18 protein-coding genes and 2 tRNA genes are annotated in these 18,979 nt (G+C 65.6%); 16 read left to right on the top strand and 4 right to left on the bottom strand.

What is annotated here, in order from left to right:
* Positions 1 to 32: 32 nt before the first annotated feature.
* Both edd and eda read left to right on the top strand, forming a co-directional pair.
* Entirely contained in the window at positions 33 to 1,838 is a 1,806-nt protein-coding gene (gene edd / locus IE126_RS06820; protein ID WP_189380532.1) for a phosphogluconate dehydratase, read from the top strand.
* 108 nt (positions 1,839 to 1,946) lie between these two features.
* Complete coding sequence (gene eda / locus IE126_RS06815) at positions 1,947 to 2,588, top strand: bifunctional 4-hydroxy-2-oxoglutarate aldolase/2-dehydro-3-deoxy-phosphogluconate aldolase (protein ID WP_189380531.1); 642 nt, start codon at positions 1,947 to 1,949, stop codon at positions 2,586 to 2,588.
* Positions 2,589 to 2,591: 3 nt separating this feature from the next.
* Here the strand turns inward: eda and IE126_RS06810 are convergent, their stop codons facing one another.
* The 4 genes from IE126_RS06810 to IE126_RS06795 form a co-directional block, all read right to left on the bottom strand.
* The gene (locus IE126_RS06810; RefSeq protein ID WP_054303436.1) at positions 2,592 to 2,810 is read right to left on the bottom strand and encodes a hypothetical protein; all 219 of its coding nucleotides are present in this window, start codon (positions 2,808 to 2,810) and stop codon (positions 2,592 to 2,594) included.
* A 111-nt stretch (positions 2,811 to 2,921) separates the two neighbouring features.
* Positions 2,922 to 2,998, bottom strand: a tRNA-Asp gene (locus IE126_RS06805).
* A 31-nt stretch (positions 2,999 to 3,029) separates the two neighbouring features.
* Positions 3,030 to 3,106, bottom strand: a tRNA-Asp gene (locus IE126_RS06800).
* Between the two features lie 112 nt (positions 3,107 to 3,218).
* The gene (locus IE126_RS06795; protein WP_108127411.1) at positions 3,219 to 4,157 is read right to left on the bottom strand and encodes a pirin family protein; all 939 of its coding nucleotides are present in this window, start codon (positions 4,155 to 4,157) and stop codon (positions 3,219 to 3,221) included.
* 131 nt (positions 4,158 to 4,288) lie between these two features.
* On the opposite strand from IE126_RS06795, the gene IE126_RS06790 reads away from it, so the two are divergent.
* From IE126_RS06790 to IE126_RS06725, 14 genes are all read left to right on the top strand, one after another.
* Positions 4,289 to 4,489 carry a hypothetical protein gene (locus IE126_RS06790; RefSeq protein ID WP_054303700.1) on the top strand — a complete coding sequence of 67 codons (201 nt, stop codon included), beginning with the start codon at positions 4,289 to 4,291 and terminating at the stop codon, positions 4,487 to 4,489.
* Between the two features lie 67 nt (positions 4,490 to 4,556).
* The gene (locus IE126_RS06785) at positions 4,557 to 5,057 is read left to right on the top strand and encodes a DUF4405 domain-containing protein (protein WP_108126940.1); all 501 of its coding nucleotides are present in this window, start codon (positions 4,557 to 4,559) and stop codon (positions 5,055 to 5,057) included.
* Positions 5,058 to 5,183: 126 nt separating this feature from the next.
* Positions 5,184 to 6,680 carry a 4-hydroxyphenylacetate 3-hydroxylase family protein gene (locus IE126_RS06780; RefSeq protein WP_189380530.1) on the top strand — a complete coding sequence of 499 codons (1,497 nt, stop codon included), beginning with the start codon at positions 5,184 to 5,186 and terminating at the stop codon, positions 6,678 to 6,680.
* Positions 6,681 to 6,696: 16 nt separating this feature from the next.
* Complete coding sequence (locus tag IE126_RS06775; protein WP_054303433.1) at positions 6,697 to 7,830, top strand: aromatic ring-hydroxylating oxygenase subunit alpha; 1,134 nt, start codon at positions 6,697 to 6,699, stop codon at positions 7,828 to 7,830.
* A 28-nt stretch (positions 7,831 to 7,858) separates the two neighbouring features.
* Positions 7,859 to 9,127 (top strand): flavin-containing monooxygenase, encoded by a 1,269-nt coding sequence (locus tag IE126_RS06770; RefSeq protein ID WP_189380529.1) that lies wholly within the window; start codon positions 7,859 to 7,861, stop codon positions 9,125 to 9,127.
* Positions 9,128 to 9,141: 14 nt separating this feature from the next.
* A complete protein-coding gene (locus IE126_RS06765; RefSeq protein WP_054303431.1) occupies positions 9,142 to 9,558 on the top strand; it encodes a RidA family protein in 417 nt (138 codons plus the stop codon).
* Between the two features lie 155 nt (positions 9,559 to 9,713).
* Entirely contained in the window at positions 9,714 to 10,388 is a 675-nt protein-coding gene (locus IE126_RS06760) for a DUF1028 domain-containing protein (protein ID WP_189380528.1), read from the top strand.
* A complete protein-coding gene (locus IE126_RS06755; protein WP_189380527.1) occupies positions 10,381 to 11,877 on the top strand; it encodes an aldehyde dehydrogenase in 1,497 nt (498 codons plus the stop codon). The genes IE126_RS06760 and IE126_RS06755 overlap by 8 nt, the downstream gene beginning before the upstream one ends.
* A gap of 44 nt (positions 11,878 to 11,921) precedes the next feature.
* Positions 11,922 to 12,875, top strand: coding sequence for a LysR family transcriptional regulator (locus IE126_RS06750; protein ID WP_108126949.1), 954 nt, complete (start codon positions 11,922 to 11,924; stop codon positions 12,873 to 12,875).
* A 189-nt stretch (positions 12,876 to 13,064) separates the two neighbouring features.
* The gene (locus IE126_RS06745; protein WP_189380526.1) at positions 13,065 to 15,146 is read left to right on the top strand and encodes an oxidoreductase; all 2,082 of its coding nucleotides are present in this window, start codon (positions 13,065 to 13,067) and stop codon (positions 15,144 to 15,146) included.
* A 3-nt stretch (positions 15,147 to 15,149) separates the two neighbouring features.
* Complete coding sequence (locus IE126_RS06740) at positions 15,150 to 16,220, top strand: ABC transporter ATP-binding protein (protein WP_108126953.1); 1,071 nt, start codon at positions 15,150 to 15,152, stop codon at positions 16,218 to 16,220.
* Positions 16,217 to 17,095, top strand: coding sequence for an ABC transporter permease (locus IE126_RS06735; protein ID WP_108126955.1), 879 nt, complete (start codon positions 16,217 to 16,219; stop codon positions 17,093 to 17,095). The genes IE126_RS06740 and IE126_RS06735 overlap by 4 nt, the downstream gene beginning before the upstream one ends.
* Positions 17,088 to 17,879: an ABC transporter permease gene (locus tag IE126_RS06730; RefSeq protein WP_108126957.1), complete on the top strand. Its 792-nt coding sequence runs from the start codon at positions 17,088 to 17,090 to the stop codon at positions 17,877 to 17,879. Before IE126_RS06735 ends, IE126_RS06730 begins: the two co-directional genes overlap by 8 nt.
* Positions 17,880 to 17,908: 29 nt before the next feature.
* Positions 17,909 to 18,937 carry an extracellular solute-binding protein gene (locus tag IE126_RS06725; protein ID WP_108126959.1) on the top strand — a complete coding sequence of 343 codons (1,029 nt, stop codon included), beginning with the start codon at positions 17,909 to 17,911 and terminating at the stop codon, positions 18,935 to 18,937.
* Positions 18,938 to 18,979 lie beyond the last annotated feature (42 nt).

Genomic DNA, 18,979 nt, shown 5'->3' with positions numbered 1-18,979 from the left:
ACATCACCGGCACCGCAAGAACGGAGCCCGCCATGACGCTGAACGCCACCATCGCCCGCGTGACCGACCGGATCCGCGCAAGGTCCGAGGGGCCGCGCGGCGACTACCTTGACCGGATGCGCGCCGCCGCCAGCGCAGGCCCGGCCCGCGCCCATCTGACCTGCGGCAATCAGGCCCATGCCTATGCGGCGATGGAAACCGACAAGGCCACACTGGCCGCCGGTCGCCAGCCCAATCTGGGCATCGTCACCGCTTATAACGACATGCTGTCGGCCCATCAGCCCTACGAGGATTTCCCGAAGCTGATCCGCGAGGAGGCGCGCCGCAACGGCGCCACCGCGCAGGTCGCAGGCGGCGTGCCGGCCATGTGCGACGGCGTGACTCAGGGCCAGCCGGGGATGGAGCTGTCGCTGTTTTCCCGCGATGTGATCGCGCTGGCCTCGGGTGTGGCGCTCAGCCACAACACCTTTGACGCGGCGCTGTTTCTGGGGGTCTGCGACAAGATCGTGCCCGGCCTCATCATCGGCGCCGCCACCTTCTCGCATATCCCCGCCGTCTTTGTGCCCGCAGGCCCGATGACCAGCGGCCTGCCGAATGACGAAAAGGCCAGGGTGCGCCAGCAATTCGCCACCGGCGAAGTGGGACGCGACAAGCTGATGGAGGCCGAGATGGCCTCCTATCACGGGCCGGGCACCTGCACCTTCTACGGCACCGCCAATACCAACCAGATGCTGATGGAGTTCATGGGCCTGCACCTGCCGGGCAGTTCCTTTGTCAACCCCGGCACGCCCCTGCGCGCGGCCCTCACCCGCGCCGCCGTGGCGCGCGCATCGCAGATCACCGCGCAGGGCAATGATTACCGCCCGGTCGGCGAGATCCTGGACGAGCGCGCCTTTGTCAACGGGCTGGTGGGCCTGATGGCAACCGGCGGTTCGACCAACCTCGTGCTGCACCTGCCCGCTATGGCCCGCGCCGCCGGTATCCACCTTGATCTGGAGGATTTCGACGACATCTCGAACGTGGTGCCGCTGATGGCCAAGGTCTATCCCAACGGACTTGCCGACGTGAACCATTTCCACGCCGCTGGCGGACTTGGCTACATGATCGGGCAATTGCTCGACGCGGGGCTGCTGCACCCGGATGCCCGCACCATCATGGGCGACGGGATGCAGCCCTATCGGATGGAGCCGCGCCTTGCGGGCGAAACCCTTGAATGGGTGCCAGCCGCCTCTGAGACGCTGAACGACCGCATCCTGCGTCCGGCCAGTGCGCCCTTCGCCGCCACCGGCGGGCTGAAGCAACTCAGCGGCAATCTCGGTCGCGGGGTCATCAAGGTCTCAGCCGTCGCACCCGAACGCCATGTGATCGAGGCCCCGGCCCGCATCTTCCACGATCAGGAGGCTGTGAAAACCGCCTTCAAGGCGGGAGAGTTCACCGCGGACACCGTTGTCGTCGTCCGCTTCCAGGGCCCGCGTGCCAACGGGATGCCGGAACTGCATTCGCTGACCCCCACGCTTTCAGTTTTGCAGGAGCGCGGGCTGAAGGTGGCGCTGGTCACCGATGGCCGCATGTCGGGCGCCTCGGGCAAGGTGCCCGCCGCCATCCATGTCAGCCCCGAAGCCGCCACCGGCGGCCCGCTGGCAAAGCTGCGTGACGGCGACATCGTGCGGCTCGACGCCATCGCCGGCACGCTGACCGTTCTGGCCGAGGATTTCGACAGCCGCACGCCGGTCACCGCCGACCTTTCCGCCAACAGCCACGGCATCGGCCGCGACCTGTTCGAGGCCTTCCGCCGCAATGTCGGCAATGCCACCGAAGGCGCCGCCGTCGTCGTCTGATTCCGCCCCGGCGGGGCATGGGCGCAGAATTGCCCTTTCATCCTGGCCCCAATATCCCCGCCGGAGGCATCCACCCCATCCACCTGCCCCAACGCCCGGAACATCGCCATGACCCCCGCCGAAGCCTCTGCCCGCGCCGCCGAAATCTGCCGCCTTGCCCCCGTGATCCCGGTTCTGGTGATCGAGGAGGTCGGCCATGCCGCTCCGCTGGCGCGCGCGCTGGTCAAGGGCGGCCTGCCGGTGCTGGAAGTCACGCTGCGCACCCCGGCGGCGCTGGAGGTCATTCGCGCCATGGCCGATGTAGAGGGCGGCGTCGTGGGGGCGGGCACCCTGCTCACCCCCGCCGATGTGAAAGCGGCCAAGGCGGCTGGTGCCACTTTCGGCGTCTCGCCCGGTGCGACGGAACGGCTGCTCGACGCCTGCGAAGAGCACGACCTGCCGTTGCTGGCCGGGGCCGCCACCTGTTCCGAGGTCATGACGCTGATGGAGCGTGGCTATACGGTGCAGAAATTCTTCCCGGCAGAGGCGAATGGCGGCGCTGCCGCGCTTGCCGCCATCGGTGCCCCGCTGCCGCAGGTAAGCTTCTGCCCGACCGGCGGCATCACGCTGGCCAAGGCCGCCGATTACCTGAAGCTGAAGACCGTGCTTTGCGTCGGCGGCAGTTGGGTTGCGCCCAAGGCAATGATGCAGGCGGGCGACTGGGCCGGGATCGAGGCGCTGGCCGCCGAAGCCGCCGCCCTGCCGCGCTGAGCCTTACTTCAGCGCCATCCGCACCAGCTTCGCGCCCATCAGGATGAAGGGCGCGGCATGCAGCAGCAGGTCGAAGATGTCGATCGGCTTCGCCAGTGTGCCCGAGGCCAGCATCTTCAGCTTTTCCCAGATATGTGGCTCGGGCACGAAAGGCGCGAGCCCCAGCGTCAGCGCGGCGAGGATCAGCAGGTTCAACGGCATCTGGTCGAGAAGGTTCAGCATCTTCGGCCCCAATTCATATTCACACCCATGAATACGAAAACCGGCAGCGATGCAAGCCACAACGAAAAACCCGCCGGGCAGATGCCTCAGGCGGGTTATTTTCGTGTGAAGTGGCGCGGTTGACGGGGCTCGAACCCGCGACCCCCGGCGTGACAGGCCGGTACTCTAACCGACTGAGCTACAACCGCGCGATCACACATCCGGGGCGCTGGCGGGCGGTGGCGCGGTTGACGGGGCTCGAACCCGCGACCCCCGGCGTGACAGGCCGGTACTCTAACCGACTGAGCTACAACCGCATTGCCGCCCGGGCCAGCGCCCGGATGTGGGGGTGTATTACGGGGCCACGCCGCCGCCGTCAAGCGCCCCCGATGCGATTTTTTCACATTCTCGCATCTTCCTGAAATCCGGTCACTTTTCCGGCGCCGGGATGAACTCGGCATCGTCGCCCGGCGGCAGCCGGAACCGGCCATGCGCCCAGTCCCCGGCGCGCCATGCCTCTTTCGCCGCCTCGATCCGTTCCTTGCTGGAGGCCACGAAATTCCACCAGATATGGCGTGATCCTTCCATGGTGGCGCCTCCCAGAACGATCAGCCGCGCACCGGAAGCCCCGGCTTTCACGGCGATCCGGTCACCGGGACGGAACACCAGCATTCGCCCCGCCTCAAAGCTTTGTCCCGCCACCGTCACCTCACCGGTGAGCACATAGACCCCGCGGTCCTCGTGATCGTCCGGCAGCGGCAGTACGGCACCCGGCGCCAGCGTCGCATCGGCATAGAGCGTCTCCGAGGCCAGCGGCACCGGCGCCCGTTCGCCCCAGCCATGGCCGAGGATCAGCCGCAGATGCTTGCCCTCACCCTCCAGCTCCGGCAGATCGCCCCTGGGCGTGTGATGGAAGGCGGCGGGGTCGTCCTCACGCTCCACCGGCAACGCCATCCAGCTTTGCAGCCCCAGCATGGCATGCGGCTTCTCGCGCAACTCGCCATCAGTGCGTTCGGAATGGGTGATCCCGATACCGGCGGTCATCAGGTTCACCGCGCCCGGCTCGATCCAGCGGTCGGTGCCAAGGCTGTCACGGTGATGCAGCTTGCCCTTCAGCAGATAGGTCACGGTCGCCAGCCCGATATGCGGATGCGGGCGGACATCGATGCCCTGCCCGGTCAGAAACTCGGCCGGGCCCATCTGGTCGAAGAAGATGAAGGGGCCGACCATCTGGCGCTGCACGGCCGGCAGGGCGCGGCGCACCTCGAAACCGCCAAGGTCACGGGCGCGGGCAACGACAACGGTTTCAATGGCGTCCACGGCATCGCCAACGGGGATATCGGGGTCCAGTGCGGGGTTCCAGCTCATCTCGTCCTCCTGTGTGTTGCAGGAAAGATAGGCCGGATTGCGACGCCGCGCATCTGCCGCGATCGCCGAAGTCCTGTGCATGGCTGCGCCGCAGTCTTGACCCCGCCGCAGGATTGGACGAGATCACCGCCATGAAGGCAGAACTTTCCGAAGACGGGCAAAGCTTCACGCTGACGCGCGGCGCATGGTCGAACAGCTATCCGCTGGCCGATCTGCCGAAATGGCTGGCCTTCTATCGCAAGCAGCCGCTCGATTTTCCGAAATCGGGTGATTCCTATGCCGCGTCGATTGCGGCGCTGGAGGCACTGGCCGCCCGCCTGGGTCAGGGCTGATCCGCGACGGAAACCCGGCTGCGCGGCGTATCAGGAGAACTGAACCTGATACACCGGAATCCTCCTCATGAAATCGCTGTTTCTTCGTTATGCGACCCCGTTCACCACCGGGCTGTTCCTCGTATCGCTCGTGTCCGGGGTGGCGCTGTTTCTTCACATCGGCCCTGCGGCCTTCCATGGCATGCATGAATGGCTCAGCATGGTGCTGATCCTGCCCTTCGTGCTGCATCTCTGGCGGAACTGGCGGCCGATGACGGCCTATTTCCGCCATACCCCAATGATCGTGGCGCTGGCGGCCTCAGTTCTGGCCGGGGCCGTATTCTTCCTGCCGTCCGGCAGCGCGCAGGGCGGGCGTCCGCCTCAATTCGCCGTGGCGAACCGGCTGCTGGCGGCCACGCCCGCCGAAGTTGCGCCCGCGCTGGGTCTCAGCGAAACCGGGTTGCGTGACCGCCTGACGGCCGCCGGGTTTGCCGTGCCCACCGGGGCCGAGACCCTGCACGATCTGGCCATCGCCGCCGGGCAGGAAGACAGCGCGATTCTGACGGTTCTGGCCAGTGCCGGGAACTGATTGCAGCGCCAGAGCACCTGGATCGGCCAGATTAGGAAAAACCTAATCCAAGCTGACAAACAGTTTGCTTTCGCCTGACATGCCGGTGCGGCACTCTGGGGGCGATCCCAAAGGACTCCCGCAACCATGATCCGCACTGGCACAGAATACCGCGAGTCGATCCGAGACGGACGCGAGGTTTTCGTGAACGGGGACCGGGTTGCGGATGTCACGAGTCATCCCGCCTTCCGGTCGATGGTCGAGATTCGTACCCGGATGCAGGACATGGCCCACGCGCCGGACACGCGCGACCTGATGACCGTCACCCGCAACGGCGAGGCGCAGGTGCTGCTGAACGCCCTGCCCTTCGCGCAGGCCGACTGGTGGGCCAAGCGCCGCGCCACAGATGCGGTGCTGGATATGGCGGGCGGCATTGTCACACGGATCGGTGACGAAACCGTGGGCGAGATGTGGTCGCTGCACGATTGCGCCGCTGCGCTGAACGACATCGACCCGCGCTTCGCCCCCAATATCATCGCCCATGTCGACCGGGCGGTCTCCGCCGATCTGTTCCACGTCTCGGGCAATGCCGGGCCTGCCACCGATGGCACGGAAATGGCACTGCGTGTGGTGCGCGAAACCGATGCGGGCGTGGTGGTGCGTGGCGCCAAATACGAAACCGCAGCCGCCTATGCCAATCAGGCCTTCATCAAGCCGACGCTGACGAATTGGGGCGATGCCGAACAATCCAGCCGCGCCATCGGCTTTGTCTGCGACATGGCCACGCCGGGGCTGAAATTCCTTTGCCGCGAGAGCTTTGCCACCCGCTCCCCGGCAGAGGATTACCCGCTGGCCAGCCGTCTGGACGAGGCGGATACGCTGCTGATTTTCGATGATGTGCTGGTGCCGTGGGAAAACGTGCTGTTTTACCGCCATACCCGCGCGGCCATGCAGGTCCGGGCAACACTTCACCGTTATTCGGCCTTCGCCTTCGTGCAACGCAACCTGCGCCTGGCTGACATGCTGATCGGGGTGGCGCTTCTTGCCACCCGTCGCAGCGGACTGAACCGGCAACAGCCGGTGCAGGAGAAGCTGTCGCAGCTTGCGCTGTATCGTGAGACCATCAACGCCCATCTGACGGCGGCGATCACGCTGGCCGAACGCTCGCCCGCCGGGCTGATGATGCCGAACCAGAGCCTGCTTTATGCGGGCAGGATGCAGGCGGTCAGCCAGTTGCCCGCCATGATCCACCTGACCCGCGAATTGTGCGGCGCCCAGCTTGCGCTGATGCCGGACGCCGCCGCCTTCCGCGCGCCCGACACCGCCCGCTGGCTCGACCGCTGCTATGCCGGTGACGACTGGACCGCCAAGGACCGCCGCCGCCTGATGGCCTTCGCGCGCGACCTTCTGAACTCCGATTACGCCGGTCACCGGCTGACGTTCCAGCTTTTCGCACAAGGCCCGCCTTTCGCGCAGCTTGCCGCCGTCTACCGCAATTTCGACTGGGAAGGACCGCTGGCGCTGGTGAAAGACTGCGCCGGGCTTTCTGAAAGCATATCCGAACGGGACAGCCTGAGCGCAGGCGACTCGACCGTGTCGAAATGGTTCGCAACCGTGGCCCCGCAGGGCGTGGCCGCTCATTAGGAAAGGACAAGCGCAGATGAACCGCCATGCCCCGCTGAGCCCCGCCGCCGAACTGCATGCCAATGTCTCGGTCCCGTTCGAGCGCGCATTCGCCATGCCGAAAGCGGTCTATACCTCGCCCGAGTTTCTGGCGCTGGAACAGAAACACGTCTTCGCACAGGACTGGCTGTGCGCCGGTCGCGCCGAAAGCCTGCCTGATGCGGGCGATTATCTGACCATGGAAATCGCGGGCGAGCCGGTTGTGGTATTGCGCGACCGTGACGGCGCCATCCGCGCGATGTCAAACGTCTGCCGTCATCGCATGTCCACCCTGTTGCAAGGTCGCGGCAAGGTGCGGGCCATCACCTGCCCCTACCATGCCTGGACCTACAACCTCGACGGCAGCCTGCGCGGGGCGCCCGCGATGACGCTGAACGAAGGCTTCTGCAAAGAGGCGCTTGGCCTGCCCGCCATCCGCTGCGAGGTCTGGCAGGGCTGGATCATGGTCACGCTCAACCCCGAGGCACCCGCCCCGGCAGAGGCGCTGTCCGAAGTGACCGATCTTATCGCCCCTTTCGACATGACCGGCTATCGCGAGACCTTCCGCGAAAATTTCCGCTGGGCGACCAACTGGAAGGTGCTGGCCGAGAATTTCATGGAAAGCTACCACCTGCCGATGTGCCACGCCGGCACCATCGGCGGCGCGTCAAAGCTGGAGGAAATGGTCTGCCCGACCGGCGGCGCGGGGTTCAACTACCACTGGATTCTGAAGAATGATTCCGTACCGCTGGCACTGGCGCATCCGTCGAACACCACGCTGGAAGGCGATGACCGGCGCAAAACCTGGCTGCTGGCGATCTACCCCTCGCTGCTGATCACGCTGACACCGGGCTATTTCTGGTATCTCTCGCTCACCCCCGACGGGCCGGGCCATGTGCAGGTGCTGTTCGGCGGCGGCATGTCGGAAGACTGGCTGGCAGATCCGGCGGCGGAGGCGCATCTGGCCTCGGTACGTGCGCTGCTCGACGATGTGAATGTCGAGGACAAGGGTTGCACCGAGAAGGTCTATCGCGGGCTTTGCTCGGACCTCGCGCAGCCCGGCCCCCTCAGCCATCTGGAGCGGCCCAATTTCGAATTCGCCCAATACCTTGCCCGCCGCATCCCGGCCTGAGGCACGACCGATCTCAAGGATGGAACCCATGTCAGTCGAAAGAACCGAGGCGCTGGTGGTCGGCGCCGGACAGGCGGGAATCGCCGCCAGCGAACATCTGACCCGTGCGGGCGTGCCGCATCTGGTGCTGGAAAAGGACCGCATCGCCGAACGCTGGCGCAGCTGCCGCTGGGATTCGCTGGTGGCGAACGGCCCGGCCTGGCACGACCGCTTTCCGGGGCTGGAATTTGACGCCGACCCCGATGCCTTCGTCGGCAAGGAGGGGGTGGCCGACTACCTTGCGGCTTACGCCCGCAAATATGACGCCCCCATCCGCTGTGGGGTCGAGGTGAAGGGCGCGACCCGCCTGCCCGACCGCGCGGGCTTCCGCGTCGAAACCTCGCAAGGCGTGATCGAGACGACCTATCTGATCTCGGCCACCGGCGCGTTCCAGACCCCGGTCATCCCGCCGCTGGTGCCGGAAAGCGCCGGGATCACCCAGATCCATTCCAACAGCTACCGCAACCCCGCGCAATTGCCCGAAGGTGGCGTGCTGGTGGTGGGTGCAGGATCGTCCGGCGTGCAGATCGCGGACGAACTGCTCGCTTCCGGGCGCAAGGTCTGGCTCTCGGTCGGGCCGCATGACCGCCCGCCGCGCGCCTATCGCGGCCGTGACTTCGTCTGGTGGCTGGGCGTGCTGAACAAATGGGACGCCGACGCGCCGGAAGGCGCCGAACATACCACCATCGCGGTCAGCGGTGCCCATGGCGGCGCGACGGTCGATTTCCGCAAGCTCGCCGCGCGCGGCATGGTGCTGCTGGGCCGGACCGAAAGCTTCGAAGGTGGCAGGCTGCGCTTCGCCGATGACCTTGGCACCAATATCCGCCGGGGCGATGCCAATTATCTGTCGCTGCTGGCCGAGGCCGATGCCTGGATCACCCGCAACGGCCTGTCCCTGCCCGAGGAACCGCAGGCCCGCGAGATCGGACCCGACCCCGCCTGCATGACCGACCCGATCCATGAACTTGACCTGAAGGCTGCTGGCATCACCACGATCCTCTGGGCCACCGGCTTCAGCAATGATTTTGGCTGGCTTCAGGTCGATGCGCTGGATGACAAGGGCCGCCCCCGGCACCAGCGCGGCGTGTCGTCGGAACCCGGCGTCTATTTCCTCGGCCTGCCCTATCAGTCGCGGCGCGGATCCTCCTTCATCTGGGGCGTCTGGCACGATGCGAAATTCGTGGCCGACCATATCGCCAAGCAACGCAGCTACCTTGCCTATCGCGCGCCCGGCGAAACCGCCGCCGCCGCAGAATGACCCGGAGAGACCCAATGGCCCACACCCGTTACCGCAAGTTCAACACCCGCGACACCTACCCCGAGCAGCGCCTCGACAACGACCTCTGTCAGGCGGTCGCAACCCGCGGCGGCACGACGCTCTGGATGCGTGGCCAATGCCCGCAGGATCTGGACACCGCGCAGAATATCGCCTCGCACGACCCGGTGGAACAGACCCACAAGGTCATGCAGAACATCCGCCAACTGGTCGAGGAAGCCGGCGGAAAGATGGAACATGTGGTGAAACTGGTGGTCTACCTGACCGATGTGCGCCACCGCGAGGCGGTCTACCGGACCATGGGCGAATATATCAAGGGCGTGCACCCGGTCTGCACCGGCCTGACCGTGGTGGCGCTCGCCCGCCCCGACTGGCTGGTGGAAATCGACGCCACCGCCGTCATCCCTGATTGATCCCACAGGACCGGGGGTTTCACACCCCCGGACCCCCGTGGGATATTTCTGGACAAAAAATGAGCCTGTAAGGCGCCCTCGCCATTTTCTGTCCGAAAATATCCTCGGGGGTCCGGGGGCAGACAGCCCCCGGCGTTTTCCGAAAGAGACCCGGCATGACCTTTTCCCTTGTCGCCCGCTGCGCGAAGACCGGCCAGTTCGGCATGGTGATCTCCTCCTCCTCCCCCGCCGTGGCGGCGCGCTGTGCGCATGTGCGGGCGGGCGTGGGCGTGGTGGCGAGCCAGAATGTCACCGATCCCGCGCTGGGGCCGCTGGTGCTGGAGGCGCTGGCCTCCGGCCTTGGCGCGCAGGCGGCGCTTGAGGCGGTGACGGCTGGCCGCGCGCATATTGATTACCGGCAATTGCTGGTCATCGATGGCAGCGGCGCGACCGCAATCCATTCCGGGCGGCAGGTATTGGGTATCTGGGCCGAGGCGCAGGGGCAGGATTGTGCAGCGGGCGGCAACCTTCTGGCCAATGACGGCGTGCCCGCTGCCATGGTGGCGGGGTTCGAGGCGGCCACCGGCCATCTGGGTGACCGCATGATCGCCGCCCTGCGGGCCGGGCTGGCGGCGGGTGGCGAGGCCGGGCCGGTGCATTCGGCGGGGCTGAAGATTGCCGACCGGCTGGACTGGCCGCTGGCCGATCTGCGCTGCGACTGGACCGAAGCCTGCCCCATCGAGGCGGTGGCGACGGCCTGGGAGGTCTACAAGCCGCAGATGGCCGCCTATGTGCAACGCGCCGAAGATCCGACGCAGGCGCCTTCCTACGGAGTTCCCGGCGATGAATGACGTGACGCAATTCACCCGTGCCGACTGGCAGGCGCGCGCTGCTGCGCTGCGCTTCCGCAATCAGATCTGGATCGACGGGCGCGCCGTGCCCGCCGCCTCGGGGGCGCGGTTCGAAAGCGTCAACCCGGCCACCGGCGCCGTGCTGACCGATGTGGCGCGGGGGGGAGCGGAGGACATCGACCGCGCCGTCGCCTCGGCCCGCCGCGCTTTCGAGGATGGCCGCTGGAGCCGCAAGACCCCGGCTGAGCGCAAGGAGGTGCTGTTGCGTCTTGCTGCGCTGATCCGCGAGAACGTGCCGGAGCTGGCGCTGCTGGACAGCCTGGACATGGGCAAGCTGGTGAAGGATGCCTCCACCATCGACGCCCCCGGTTCGGCGCATTTCTTCCAGTGGCATGCCGAGGCGATCGACAAGATTTACGACGAGATCGCCCCGACCGGCGGCCGCGATCTGGCCATGGTACGGCGGGTGCCGCTGGGGGTGGTCGGTGCCGTGGTGCCGTGGAACTTCCCGCTGGATATGGCAACATGGAAGCTGGCGCCGGCGCTGGCCACCGGCAATTCGGTCGTGCTGAAACCGGCCGAGCAATCGCCGCTGTCGGCGCTGCGTCTGGCGGAACTGGCCGCCGAGGCCGGTCTGCCCGATGGCGTTCTGAACGTGGTGCCGGGCTTTGGCGAGGATGCCGGGCAGGCACTGGGCCGTCACGCGGATGTGGATTGCCTCGTTTTCACCGGCTCGACCGCCGTGGGCAAGATGTTCCAGCGTTATGCCGGCGAGTCGAACATGAAGCAGATCTGGCTGGAAACCGGCGGCAAGAGCCCGAACCTGATCTTCCCCGATGCCGATCTGGACGCCGCCGCCGACATGGCCGCCTTCGGCATCTTCTTCAATCAGGGTGAGGTCTGTTCGGCCAACAGCCGGATGCTGGTCCATGCCTCGATTGCCGAGGAAATGATCGAACGCATGGCCGCCCGCGCCGCGCAGGCGCAGCCGGGCGACCCGCTGGACCCGGCCTCGGCCATGGGGCCGCTGGTGGACCGCAAACATGCCGATACGGTGATGGGATTCATCGCCAGCGGCAAACAGGCCGGGCGGCTGGTCTGCGGTGGCGAGCGGATCGCGCGCGACGCCTCCGATGCCTATGTGCAGCCCACCATCTTCACCGATCTGCGCCCCGACGCTCGCGTGGTTCGGGAGGAGATCTTTGGCCCGGTGCTGACCATCCAGACCTTCAAGACCGAGGACGAGGCGCTGGCCATGGCCAATGACTCGCCCTATGCGCTTGCCGCCTCGGTCTGGACCCGCGATCTGGGGCGGGCGCTGTCGGTCTCGGACCGGCTGAATGCGGGGACGGTTTCTGTGAACACGGTCGATGCGCTGAGCGCGATGACCCCGTTCGGCGGCATGAAACAATCGGGCTTCGGGCGTGATCTGTCGATCCACAGTTTCGACAAATATTCCGCGCTGAAGACGACTTGGATCAAATACTGATCCGGGTTAGGCTATCCCTAACCTGATCACGGCCGAGGTAAGCCATGCCCTTGCGATTCACCCTGCGGCAGCTGGAATACCTCGTTGCCGTGGGCGAATGCGGCTCGATTGCGCTGGCATCGGAACGGGTGAATGTCTCCTCGCCGTCGATTTCCGCCGCGATTTCGCAGTTAGAGCAGGAATTCGGCCTGCCGCTGTTCGTGCGCCGCCATGCGCAGGGCCTGTCGCTGACGCAGGGCGGCAAGCAGTTCGTGGAACAGGCGAAAGTGGTGCTGGCACAGGCCGCGCGGCTGAACGATTTGGCCAACAGCATCACCGGCAAGGTGCGCGGCCCGCTGAACGTGGGCTGTCTGCTGACCTTCGCGCAGGTGGTTCTGCCGCAGCTCCGGCGGAGCTTCGTCGATGCCTGGCCGGAGGTCGATTTCCACCAGTTCGAGCGCAACCAGTCGGAAATCTTTGACGGATTGCGCAATGCGACGCTGGATCTGGCGCTGAGCTATGATCTGAACATCCCCGCAGATCTGGAATTCGTGGCGCTGGCGACGCTGCCCCCTTACGCTGTCTTGCCCGATACGCATGAGCTTGCGCACCTGGCCGCAGTCTCGCCCGCCGAACTGGCGGACTATCCGATGGTGCTGCTCGACCTGCCGCTGAGCGCCGAATATTTCCTGTCTTTCTTCACCGAAATCGGTGTGCGGCCGCAGATTGCTGAACGCACCCGCGACATGGCGGTGATGCAAAGCCTTGTGGGTCAGGGCTTCGGCTATTCCATCGCCAATATCCGGCCCTGGTCGGACAACAGCCCCGACGGGCGGCGGCTGCGCTATGTGCCGCTGACCGGGCCGGTCAGGCCCATGCGGCTGGGGCTGGTGCTGTCGGAAGGGGCCAGCGCCTCGCAGACGGTGCGTGCCTTTGTCGACCATTGCCGCGCCAATGTCAGCGCGGAGCGCGCCGCCGGGCTGCGGCTGCGGCTGGACGGGCCGCAGCGCGATTTCTAGGCTTCCCCGGTTGCACAAGACCACGCCACTTCGCCCAAAGCGAAGGCATGACCACCTTGCGTTAGCCGCAGCCTAATTCCAGCTTCCGAAGGCGATTATTTACCCGAAGCCCCCTGCCGGGTTCTGCTGCGGCAACCCCGCGTCCCATCGACGCCCCTTCCCGCCCCTCTCAAGACGGAGCCCGGAGCCTTGCGCGATCCCCGCTACGACATCCTGTTTCAGCCCATGGCCATTGGCCCGCTGACCGCGAAGAACCGTTTCTATCAGGTGCCGCATTGCAATGGCGGCGGCTACCGCGATCCATCCGCCGCTGCGGCGATGCGTGGCATCAAGGCCGAAGGCGGCTGGGGCGTGATCTTTACCGAACAGACCGAGATGCACCAGACCTCGGAAATCACGCCCTTCATCGAGCTGCGGCTGTGGGAGGACAAGGATATTCCCGGCCTGCGCAAGATGTCGGAGGCGATGAAGACGCATGGCGCGCTGGCGGGTATTCAGCTTGCTTACAGCGGTATCAACGGGCCTAATTTCTACACCAAGGAGGTGCCGCTGGCGCCGACCGCGCTGCCGATCCGCACCTTCACCAATGATCCGGTGCAGGCGCGCGCGATGGATAAAAGCGACATCCGCAATCTGCGCCGCTGGTTCGTGAACGCGGCGAAACGGTCAAAACTGGCGGGGTTCGATCTGATCTGCCTTTACGGCGCGCATGGATTCGGCATCTTCCAGCATTTCCTCAGCCGCGCCACCAACCAGCGGTCCGACGAATATGGCGGCAGTCTGGAAAACCGCTCGCGATTTGCGCGCGAGGTGGTGGCAGATATGCGCGACGCCGTGGGCGATACCATGGCGCTGACGATGCGGGTCAGCCTTGACGAAAGCATCGGCGATCTGGGCTTTTCCAATGCCGAGGTGCGAGAGTTCATCGAGATGAACGCCGATCTGCCCGACCTGTGGGATCTGGCGCAGGGGACGTGGGAAGATTGCTCCGGCCCATCGCGCTTCAAGGAGGAAGCCGCGCAAGAGGTGCTGGTGAAGGGCATCCGCGAACTTTCCTCGAAACCCGTGGTCGGCGTGGGCCGCTTCACATCGCCCGATGTGATGGCGCGGATGGTGCGGCAGGGCACGCTGGATTTCATCGGCTGCGCGCGCCCCTCCATCGCCGATCCCTTCCTGCCGAAAAAGGTGGAGGAAGGCCGGATCGAGGACATCCGCGAATGTATCGGCTGCAATATCTGCATCACCGGCGACATGACCATGTCGATCAGCCGCTGCACCCAGAATCCCACCTTCATGGAGGAATGGCGCAAGGGCTGGCACCCCGAAAAGATCGCCGCGCGGGGCGAAAGCGAGAATGTGCTGGTGATCGGTTCCGGCCCCGCCGGGCTGGAGGCGGCGCGGGCGCTCAGCCTGCGCGGCTATGACGTGGCGCTGGCCGAGGCGGGCGATGCGTTCGGCGGTCGTGTGGCGCGCGAACGCTTGCTGCCCGGCCTGTCGGCCTGGGGGCGGGTGATGGATTACCGGCTCTATCAGATCGGGCAGCGGCCGAATGTGCAGATGTATCCGGGATCGGAACTCGGCGTCGAGGAGGTGCTGGACTTCGGGTTCCAGAACATCTGCGTCGCCACCGGCAGCCAGTGGCGCGCCGATGGTGTGGCGCGGCAGCATGTGGTGCCAATGCCGGGCTTGGGCAGCCTGCCCGCCTTCACGCCCGATGACCTGATGACGGGGCGGATGCCCGCGGGCCGCGTCGTGGTCTATGATGACGATCACTATTACATGGGCGGCGTGCTGGCCGAGCTTTGTGCCAAAGCCGGTTGCGAGGTCACGCTCGTCACCCCCGCCGCCTTCGTCTCGGACTGGACGCGCAACACGCTGGAACAGGGCGCCATTCACCGCCGTCTGGCGGAGGCAGGCGTGAAGATCGTGCTGAATACGGGCGTGACCGCCCTGCGCGCCGACGGGGTGGAGGCCAACTGCGCCTATACCGATGCCCGCCGGGTGATCGAGGCGGATGCGGTGGTGCTGGTCGCCTCGCGCGCCTCGAACGATGCGCTTTACCACGGGCTGAAGGCGCGGCGGGCCGATTGGGCCGATGCCGGCATCCGCAGCGTGCAGATCATCGGCGACGCCGCCGCCCCCGGCCCGATCGCCTGGGCGACCTATGCCGGCCACCGCTATGCCCGCGAACTCGATACCGGGGTCTGGGGCGAGGACTGGGGCGATACGCTGTCCTTCCGGCGCGAGATCACCGAACTGGCGGTGGATTGAGCCATGGAACGCAAGAAAGCCATCGAGGTTCAGAACGTCGCCAAATCCTTCGGCACCTTTCAGGCGCTGAAGGGGGTCAGCTTCGACATCTACGACAACGAATTCTTCACCATGCTGGGGCCGTCGGGCTGCGGCAAGACCACGCTTCTGCGCATGATTGCCGGGTTTGAAAGCCCGACCTCCGGCACCATCCGCCTGCATGGCCGCGACATCCTTGACCAGCCGCCGCACAAGCGCCGGGTCAACACGGTGTTCCAGAGCTACGCCCTGTTCCCGCACATGACGCTGGAGGCGAATATCGCCTTCGCGCTGGAAAATCTGGGCTGGGAAAAGGCGCGCATTCGGGACCGCGTGGCGCAGATGCTGGATCTCGTCCACATGACGCAATTCGCCCGCCGCCGCCCGGCGCAGCTTTCGGGCGGGCAGCGGCAGCGCATCGCACTGGCGCGCGCGCTGGCCTCGGAACCCGAGGTGCTGCTGCTGGACGAGCCGCTTTCCGCGCTGGACCTGAAACTCCGACAGGCGATGCGGGACGAGTTGCGCGCCTTGCAGCGCGCCACGGGCATCACCTTCATCTTCGTGACCCACGATCAGGAAGAGGCGCTCGACATGTCCGACCGCATCTGCGTGCTCGGCGCGGGCGAGGTGCAGCAGATCGGCGCCCCGAACGAGATCTACGAAGACCCCGAAAACCGCTTTGTCGCGGATTTCATCGGCGAGACGAATTTCCTGCCCGCCGAGGTGGTCTCGGTTGAGGGCGACCGGGCCACGGTGACAACGCCGCTGGGGCCGGTCACCACCTGGCACAAGGGCGCGGTGGCGGGGGCGCCGGCGATGCTGTCCCTGCGCCCCGAAAAGATCGGGATGGAGGATCAGGCGCAGGGCCACGCGCTGCATGGCACGATCACCGGACGCAATTACATGGGCGGCTATACCCATTACACGGTCACGGTGAACGGCATCGAACTACGGGTGTCGAAGCGCAACGCGGTGTCGCATGGTGCGAGCCTTGCCGTCGGCGCCCCGGTGCGACTGGCATTCCGCCCCGACAGCGCCCGGGTGCTCGCACGATGAGCTGGCGCGATTTCCGCATCTGGGGCCTTGCCCCCGCCTGGGTCATCATGGCGCTGACGCTGGTCTTGCCCATCGCCATCGTGGTGCTGGTGAGCCTTTCCACCCGCGGCGCCTATGGCGGGTTTGACTGGGGCCTGTCCTTCGACAGCTACGCGAAGATCCTGTTCGAGGAGGATTGGGACGGCAACCTTGCCTTTACCCCGCAATACCTGGCCATCATCGGGCGCACGCTGTGGCTTGCCGGGCTGACGACGCTGATCTGCGCGGTGCTTGCCCTGCCCGCCGCCTATGTCATCGCGCAGGCCCCGGCGCGCTGGAAGGCGGTGCTGGTCTATCTGGTCACTCTGCCCTTCTGGGTGTCGATGATCGTGCGGGTCTATGCCTGGATCATCATTCTGGGCAATGACGGGGTGATCGAGAAAACGCTGCGCGGACTTGGCCTTGTCACCGATATGGACAGCCTTCTGTTCACCAATGGCGCCATGCTCACGGGGTTGGTCTACAGCTATATCCCGCTGATGATCCTGCCGGTTTTCGCCAGTATCGAGAAGCTGGACCCCGCACTGATCGAGGCAAGCCACGATCTTTACGGCTCGCGCTGGGTCACCGCGCGGCGGGTGATCCTGCCCCTGACCCTGCCGGGGCTGATGGCTGGCGCGGTGCTGGTCTTCGTGCCCTGCCTTGGCGCGGTGCTGGAGCCGATCCTTCTGGGCGGCGGCAAGACCATGATGATGGGTAACCTGATCCAGACCCAGTTCGGCGGCGGGCGCAACTGGCCCTTCGGTGCGGCGATTGCCGTCACACTCATGGTGCTGGTGATGGTGTTCCTGATGCTGAACGCGCTGCGTGCGCGGCGGGAGGTGGGCCATGCGTGACGTGCGGCGCTATCCCGGCGCGCGGATCTTCACCGCGCTGTTCTTCGTCTGGCTTTATCTGCCGATCCTTGTGGTCATCGCCTACAGCTTCAACGAAAACCGCCTCGCCTCGGTCTGGACCGGGTTTTCCTGGCGGTGGTATGAAAGTGCTCTGCAAAACCGGGCGCTGCTGGATGCGGTGCAGATCTCGCTGACCGTGGCCGGCATCGCCACCGCCATCGCCACTACGGTCGCCCTGATGGCGGCGCTGGTGCTGGTGCGGGGGCGTGAGGTGAAACTGCGGCGACTGTCGGAGACCGTGGTGAACCTGCCGCTTCTGCTGCCGGAAATCGTGCTGGCGGTGGCGGTGCTGATCCTGTTCTCGCAGATCGGGTTGCAGAACGGCCTTCTGAAACTGGTGATCGCGCATTCCGCCTTCTGCATCCCCTTCGCCTTCCTCCCGATCCGCGCCCGCCTGCAAGGAATGGAGGCCGACTTCGAGGAAGCCGCACAAGATCTTTACGCCTCGCCCTGGGTCACCTTCCGCCGTGTCACCCTGCCGCTGATCGCACCGGGGGTCTTTGCCGGGGCGATGCTGGCCTTCGTGATCTCGATGGATGATTTCATCACCTCGAACCTGCTCAACTCCGGCGGCTCGACCACGTTGCCGGTCTATATCTTCGGCCTGATCAAGCAGGGCACCACGCCCGAGCTGAACGCGATTTCCACGCTGATCGTGCTGGGCTCGCTGATCCTTGCCACCACAGCCCTCGTGCTGACCTTCCGCAACCCCGACCGGGCATGAAGACCCGACCATCCTGACAGGAGAGACAGATGACCAGAACCACCCGCCTTCTTGGCCTGACCGCCGCCCTTGCCACCCTGCCGCTGGCCGCCATGGCCGAGGGAGAGCTGCATATCTACGCATGGTCCGACAGCATCGCCCCCGATCTGGTGGCAAAGTTCGAGGCCGAGACCGGCATCAAGGTCACCATGGACGGCTTCAACGCCAATGAGGACCTGCTGACCAAGTTGCAGGCCGGGGCCTCGGGCTATGATCTGGTCACGCCCTCGCAGCATTTCGTGCGGCTCATGATTGATCAGGGGTTGCTGGAAGATATCGACGCCCATGACCTCGCCGCCTATCAGGCCGTCGATGAAAAATGGCGCGGCCAGTGGTGGGATGAAACCAACGAATATTCCATTCCGCTGGCCTATGGCACCGCTGGCTTCACAGTGAACCGCGACCAGTACAAGGGGCCGGTGGATAGCTGGTCTGTGTTCTTTGAGCCGACGGAAGACCTGAAGGGCAAGATCGCGCAGCTTTCCTATCCCGACGAAATCGTGGGCGCGGCGCAGCTTTACCTTGGCATTCCCTTCTGCACCGAGGACTCGGCCGAAATGAAGCGCGTCTACGACCTGCTGGCCGCGCAGAAGCCCTTCGTCGCCGCCTATACCAGCGACAATATCGAAAACCGGATCGGCGGCGGTGAAGTGGCGATGCATTTCTGGTGGGACGGCAATTCGATGAAGACCCGCGCCAATGATGGCGCGCCCATCGAATATGCCATGCCGAAAGAGGGGCTGGTGGGCTGGCTGGACAGCTTCGTGGTGCCGAAGGGCGCGTCGAATGTCGAAAACGCCAAGAAGTTCATCGACTTCATGTCGACGCCTGAAAATGCGACGGCGCAGTACAATTACTACGGCCATTCCGCTCCGGTGAAGATCGACACCGCCACCGCGAAATACACGCCGGAGAACGCGCCCGAGCTGTTCCCGACGGTGAAGGTGGAATTCTCGCGCGCCTGCTCGCCCGCCGCGCAGGATCTCGTGACCAAAGTCTGGACCCAGCTTCTGCAATGATCCCCTCGCCCGGCGGCGCCTGTCGCCGGGCCTTTTTTCACC

The sequence above is a fragment of the Gemmobacter nanjingensis genome (assembly GCF_014652195.1).
Lineage (GTDB): Bacteria > Pseudomonadota > Alphaproteobacteria > Rhodobacterales > Rhodobacteraceae > Gemmobacter > Gemmobacter caeni.
This window is presented reverse-complemented; position numbering and strand designations above follow the sequence as displayed.

Coding starts and splice junctions, on each gene's coding strand:
- edd (WP_189380532.1), top strand. CDS start 33: ATGACGCTGAACGCCACCATCGCCCGCGTGACCGACCGGATCCGCGCA.
- eda (WP_189380531.1), top strand. CDS start 1,947: ATGACCCCCGCCGAAGCCTCTGCCCGCGCCGCCGAAATCTGCCGCCTT.
- IE126_RS06810 (WP_054303436.1), bottom strand. CDS start 2,810: ATGCTGAACCTTCTCGACCAGATGCCGTTGAACCTGCTGATCCTCGCC.
- IE126_RS06795 (WP_108127411.1), bottom strand. CDS start 4,157: ATGAGCTGGAACCCCGCACTGGACCCCGATATCCCCGTTGGCGATGCC.
- IE126_RS06790 (WP_054303700.1), top strand. CDS start 4,289: ATGAAGGCAGAACTTTCCGAAGACGGGCAAAGCTTCACGCTGACGCGC.
- IE126_RS06785 (WP_108126940.1), top strand. CDS start 4,557: ATGAAATCGCTGTTTCTTCGTTATGCGACCCCGTTCACCACCGGGCTG.
- IE126_RS06780 (WP_189380530.1), top strand. CDS start 5,184: ATGATCCGCACTGGCACAGAATACCGCGAGTCGATCCGAGACGGACGC.
- IE126_RS06775 (WP_054303433.1), top strand. CDS start 6,697: ATGAACCGCCATGCCCCGCTGAGCCCCGCCGCCGAACTGCATGCCAAT.
- IE126_RS06770 (WP_189380529.1), top strand. CDS start 7,859: ATGTCAGTCGAAAGAACCGAGGCGCTGGTGGTCGGCGCCGGACAGGCG.
- IE126_RS06765 (WP_054303431.1), top strand. CDS start 9,142: ATGGCCCACACCCGTTACCGCAAGTTCAACACCCGCGACACCTACCCC.
- IE126_RS06760 (WP_189380528.1), top strand. CDS start 9,714: ATGACCTTTTCCCTTGTCGCCCGCTGCGCGAAGACCGGCCAGTTCGGC.
- IE126_RS06755 (WP_189380527.1), top strand. CDS start 10,381: ATGAATGACGTGACGCAATTCACCCGTGCCGACTGGCAGGCGCGCGCT.
- IE126_RS06750 (WP_108126949.1), top strand. CDS start 11,922: ATGCCCTTGCGATTCACCCTGCGGCAGCTGGAATACCTCGTTGCCGTG.
- IE126_RS06740 (WP_108126953.1), top strand. CDS start 15,150: ATGGAACGCAAGAAAGCCATCGAGGTTCAGAACGTCGCCAAATCCTTC.
- IE126_RS06735 (WP_108126955.1), top strand. CDS start 16,217: ATGAGCTGGCGCGATTTCCGCATCTGGGGCCTTGCCCCCGCCTGGGTC.
- IE126_RS06730 (WP_108126957.1), top strand. CDS start 17,088: ATGCGTGACGTGCGGCGCTATCCCGGCGCGCGGATCTTCACCGCGCTG.
- IE126_RS06725 (WP_108126959.1), top strand. CDS start 17,909: ATGACCAGAACCACCCGCCTTCTTGGCCTGACCGCCGCCCTTGCCACC.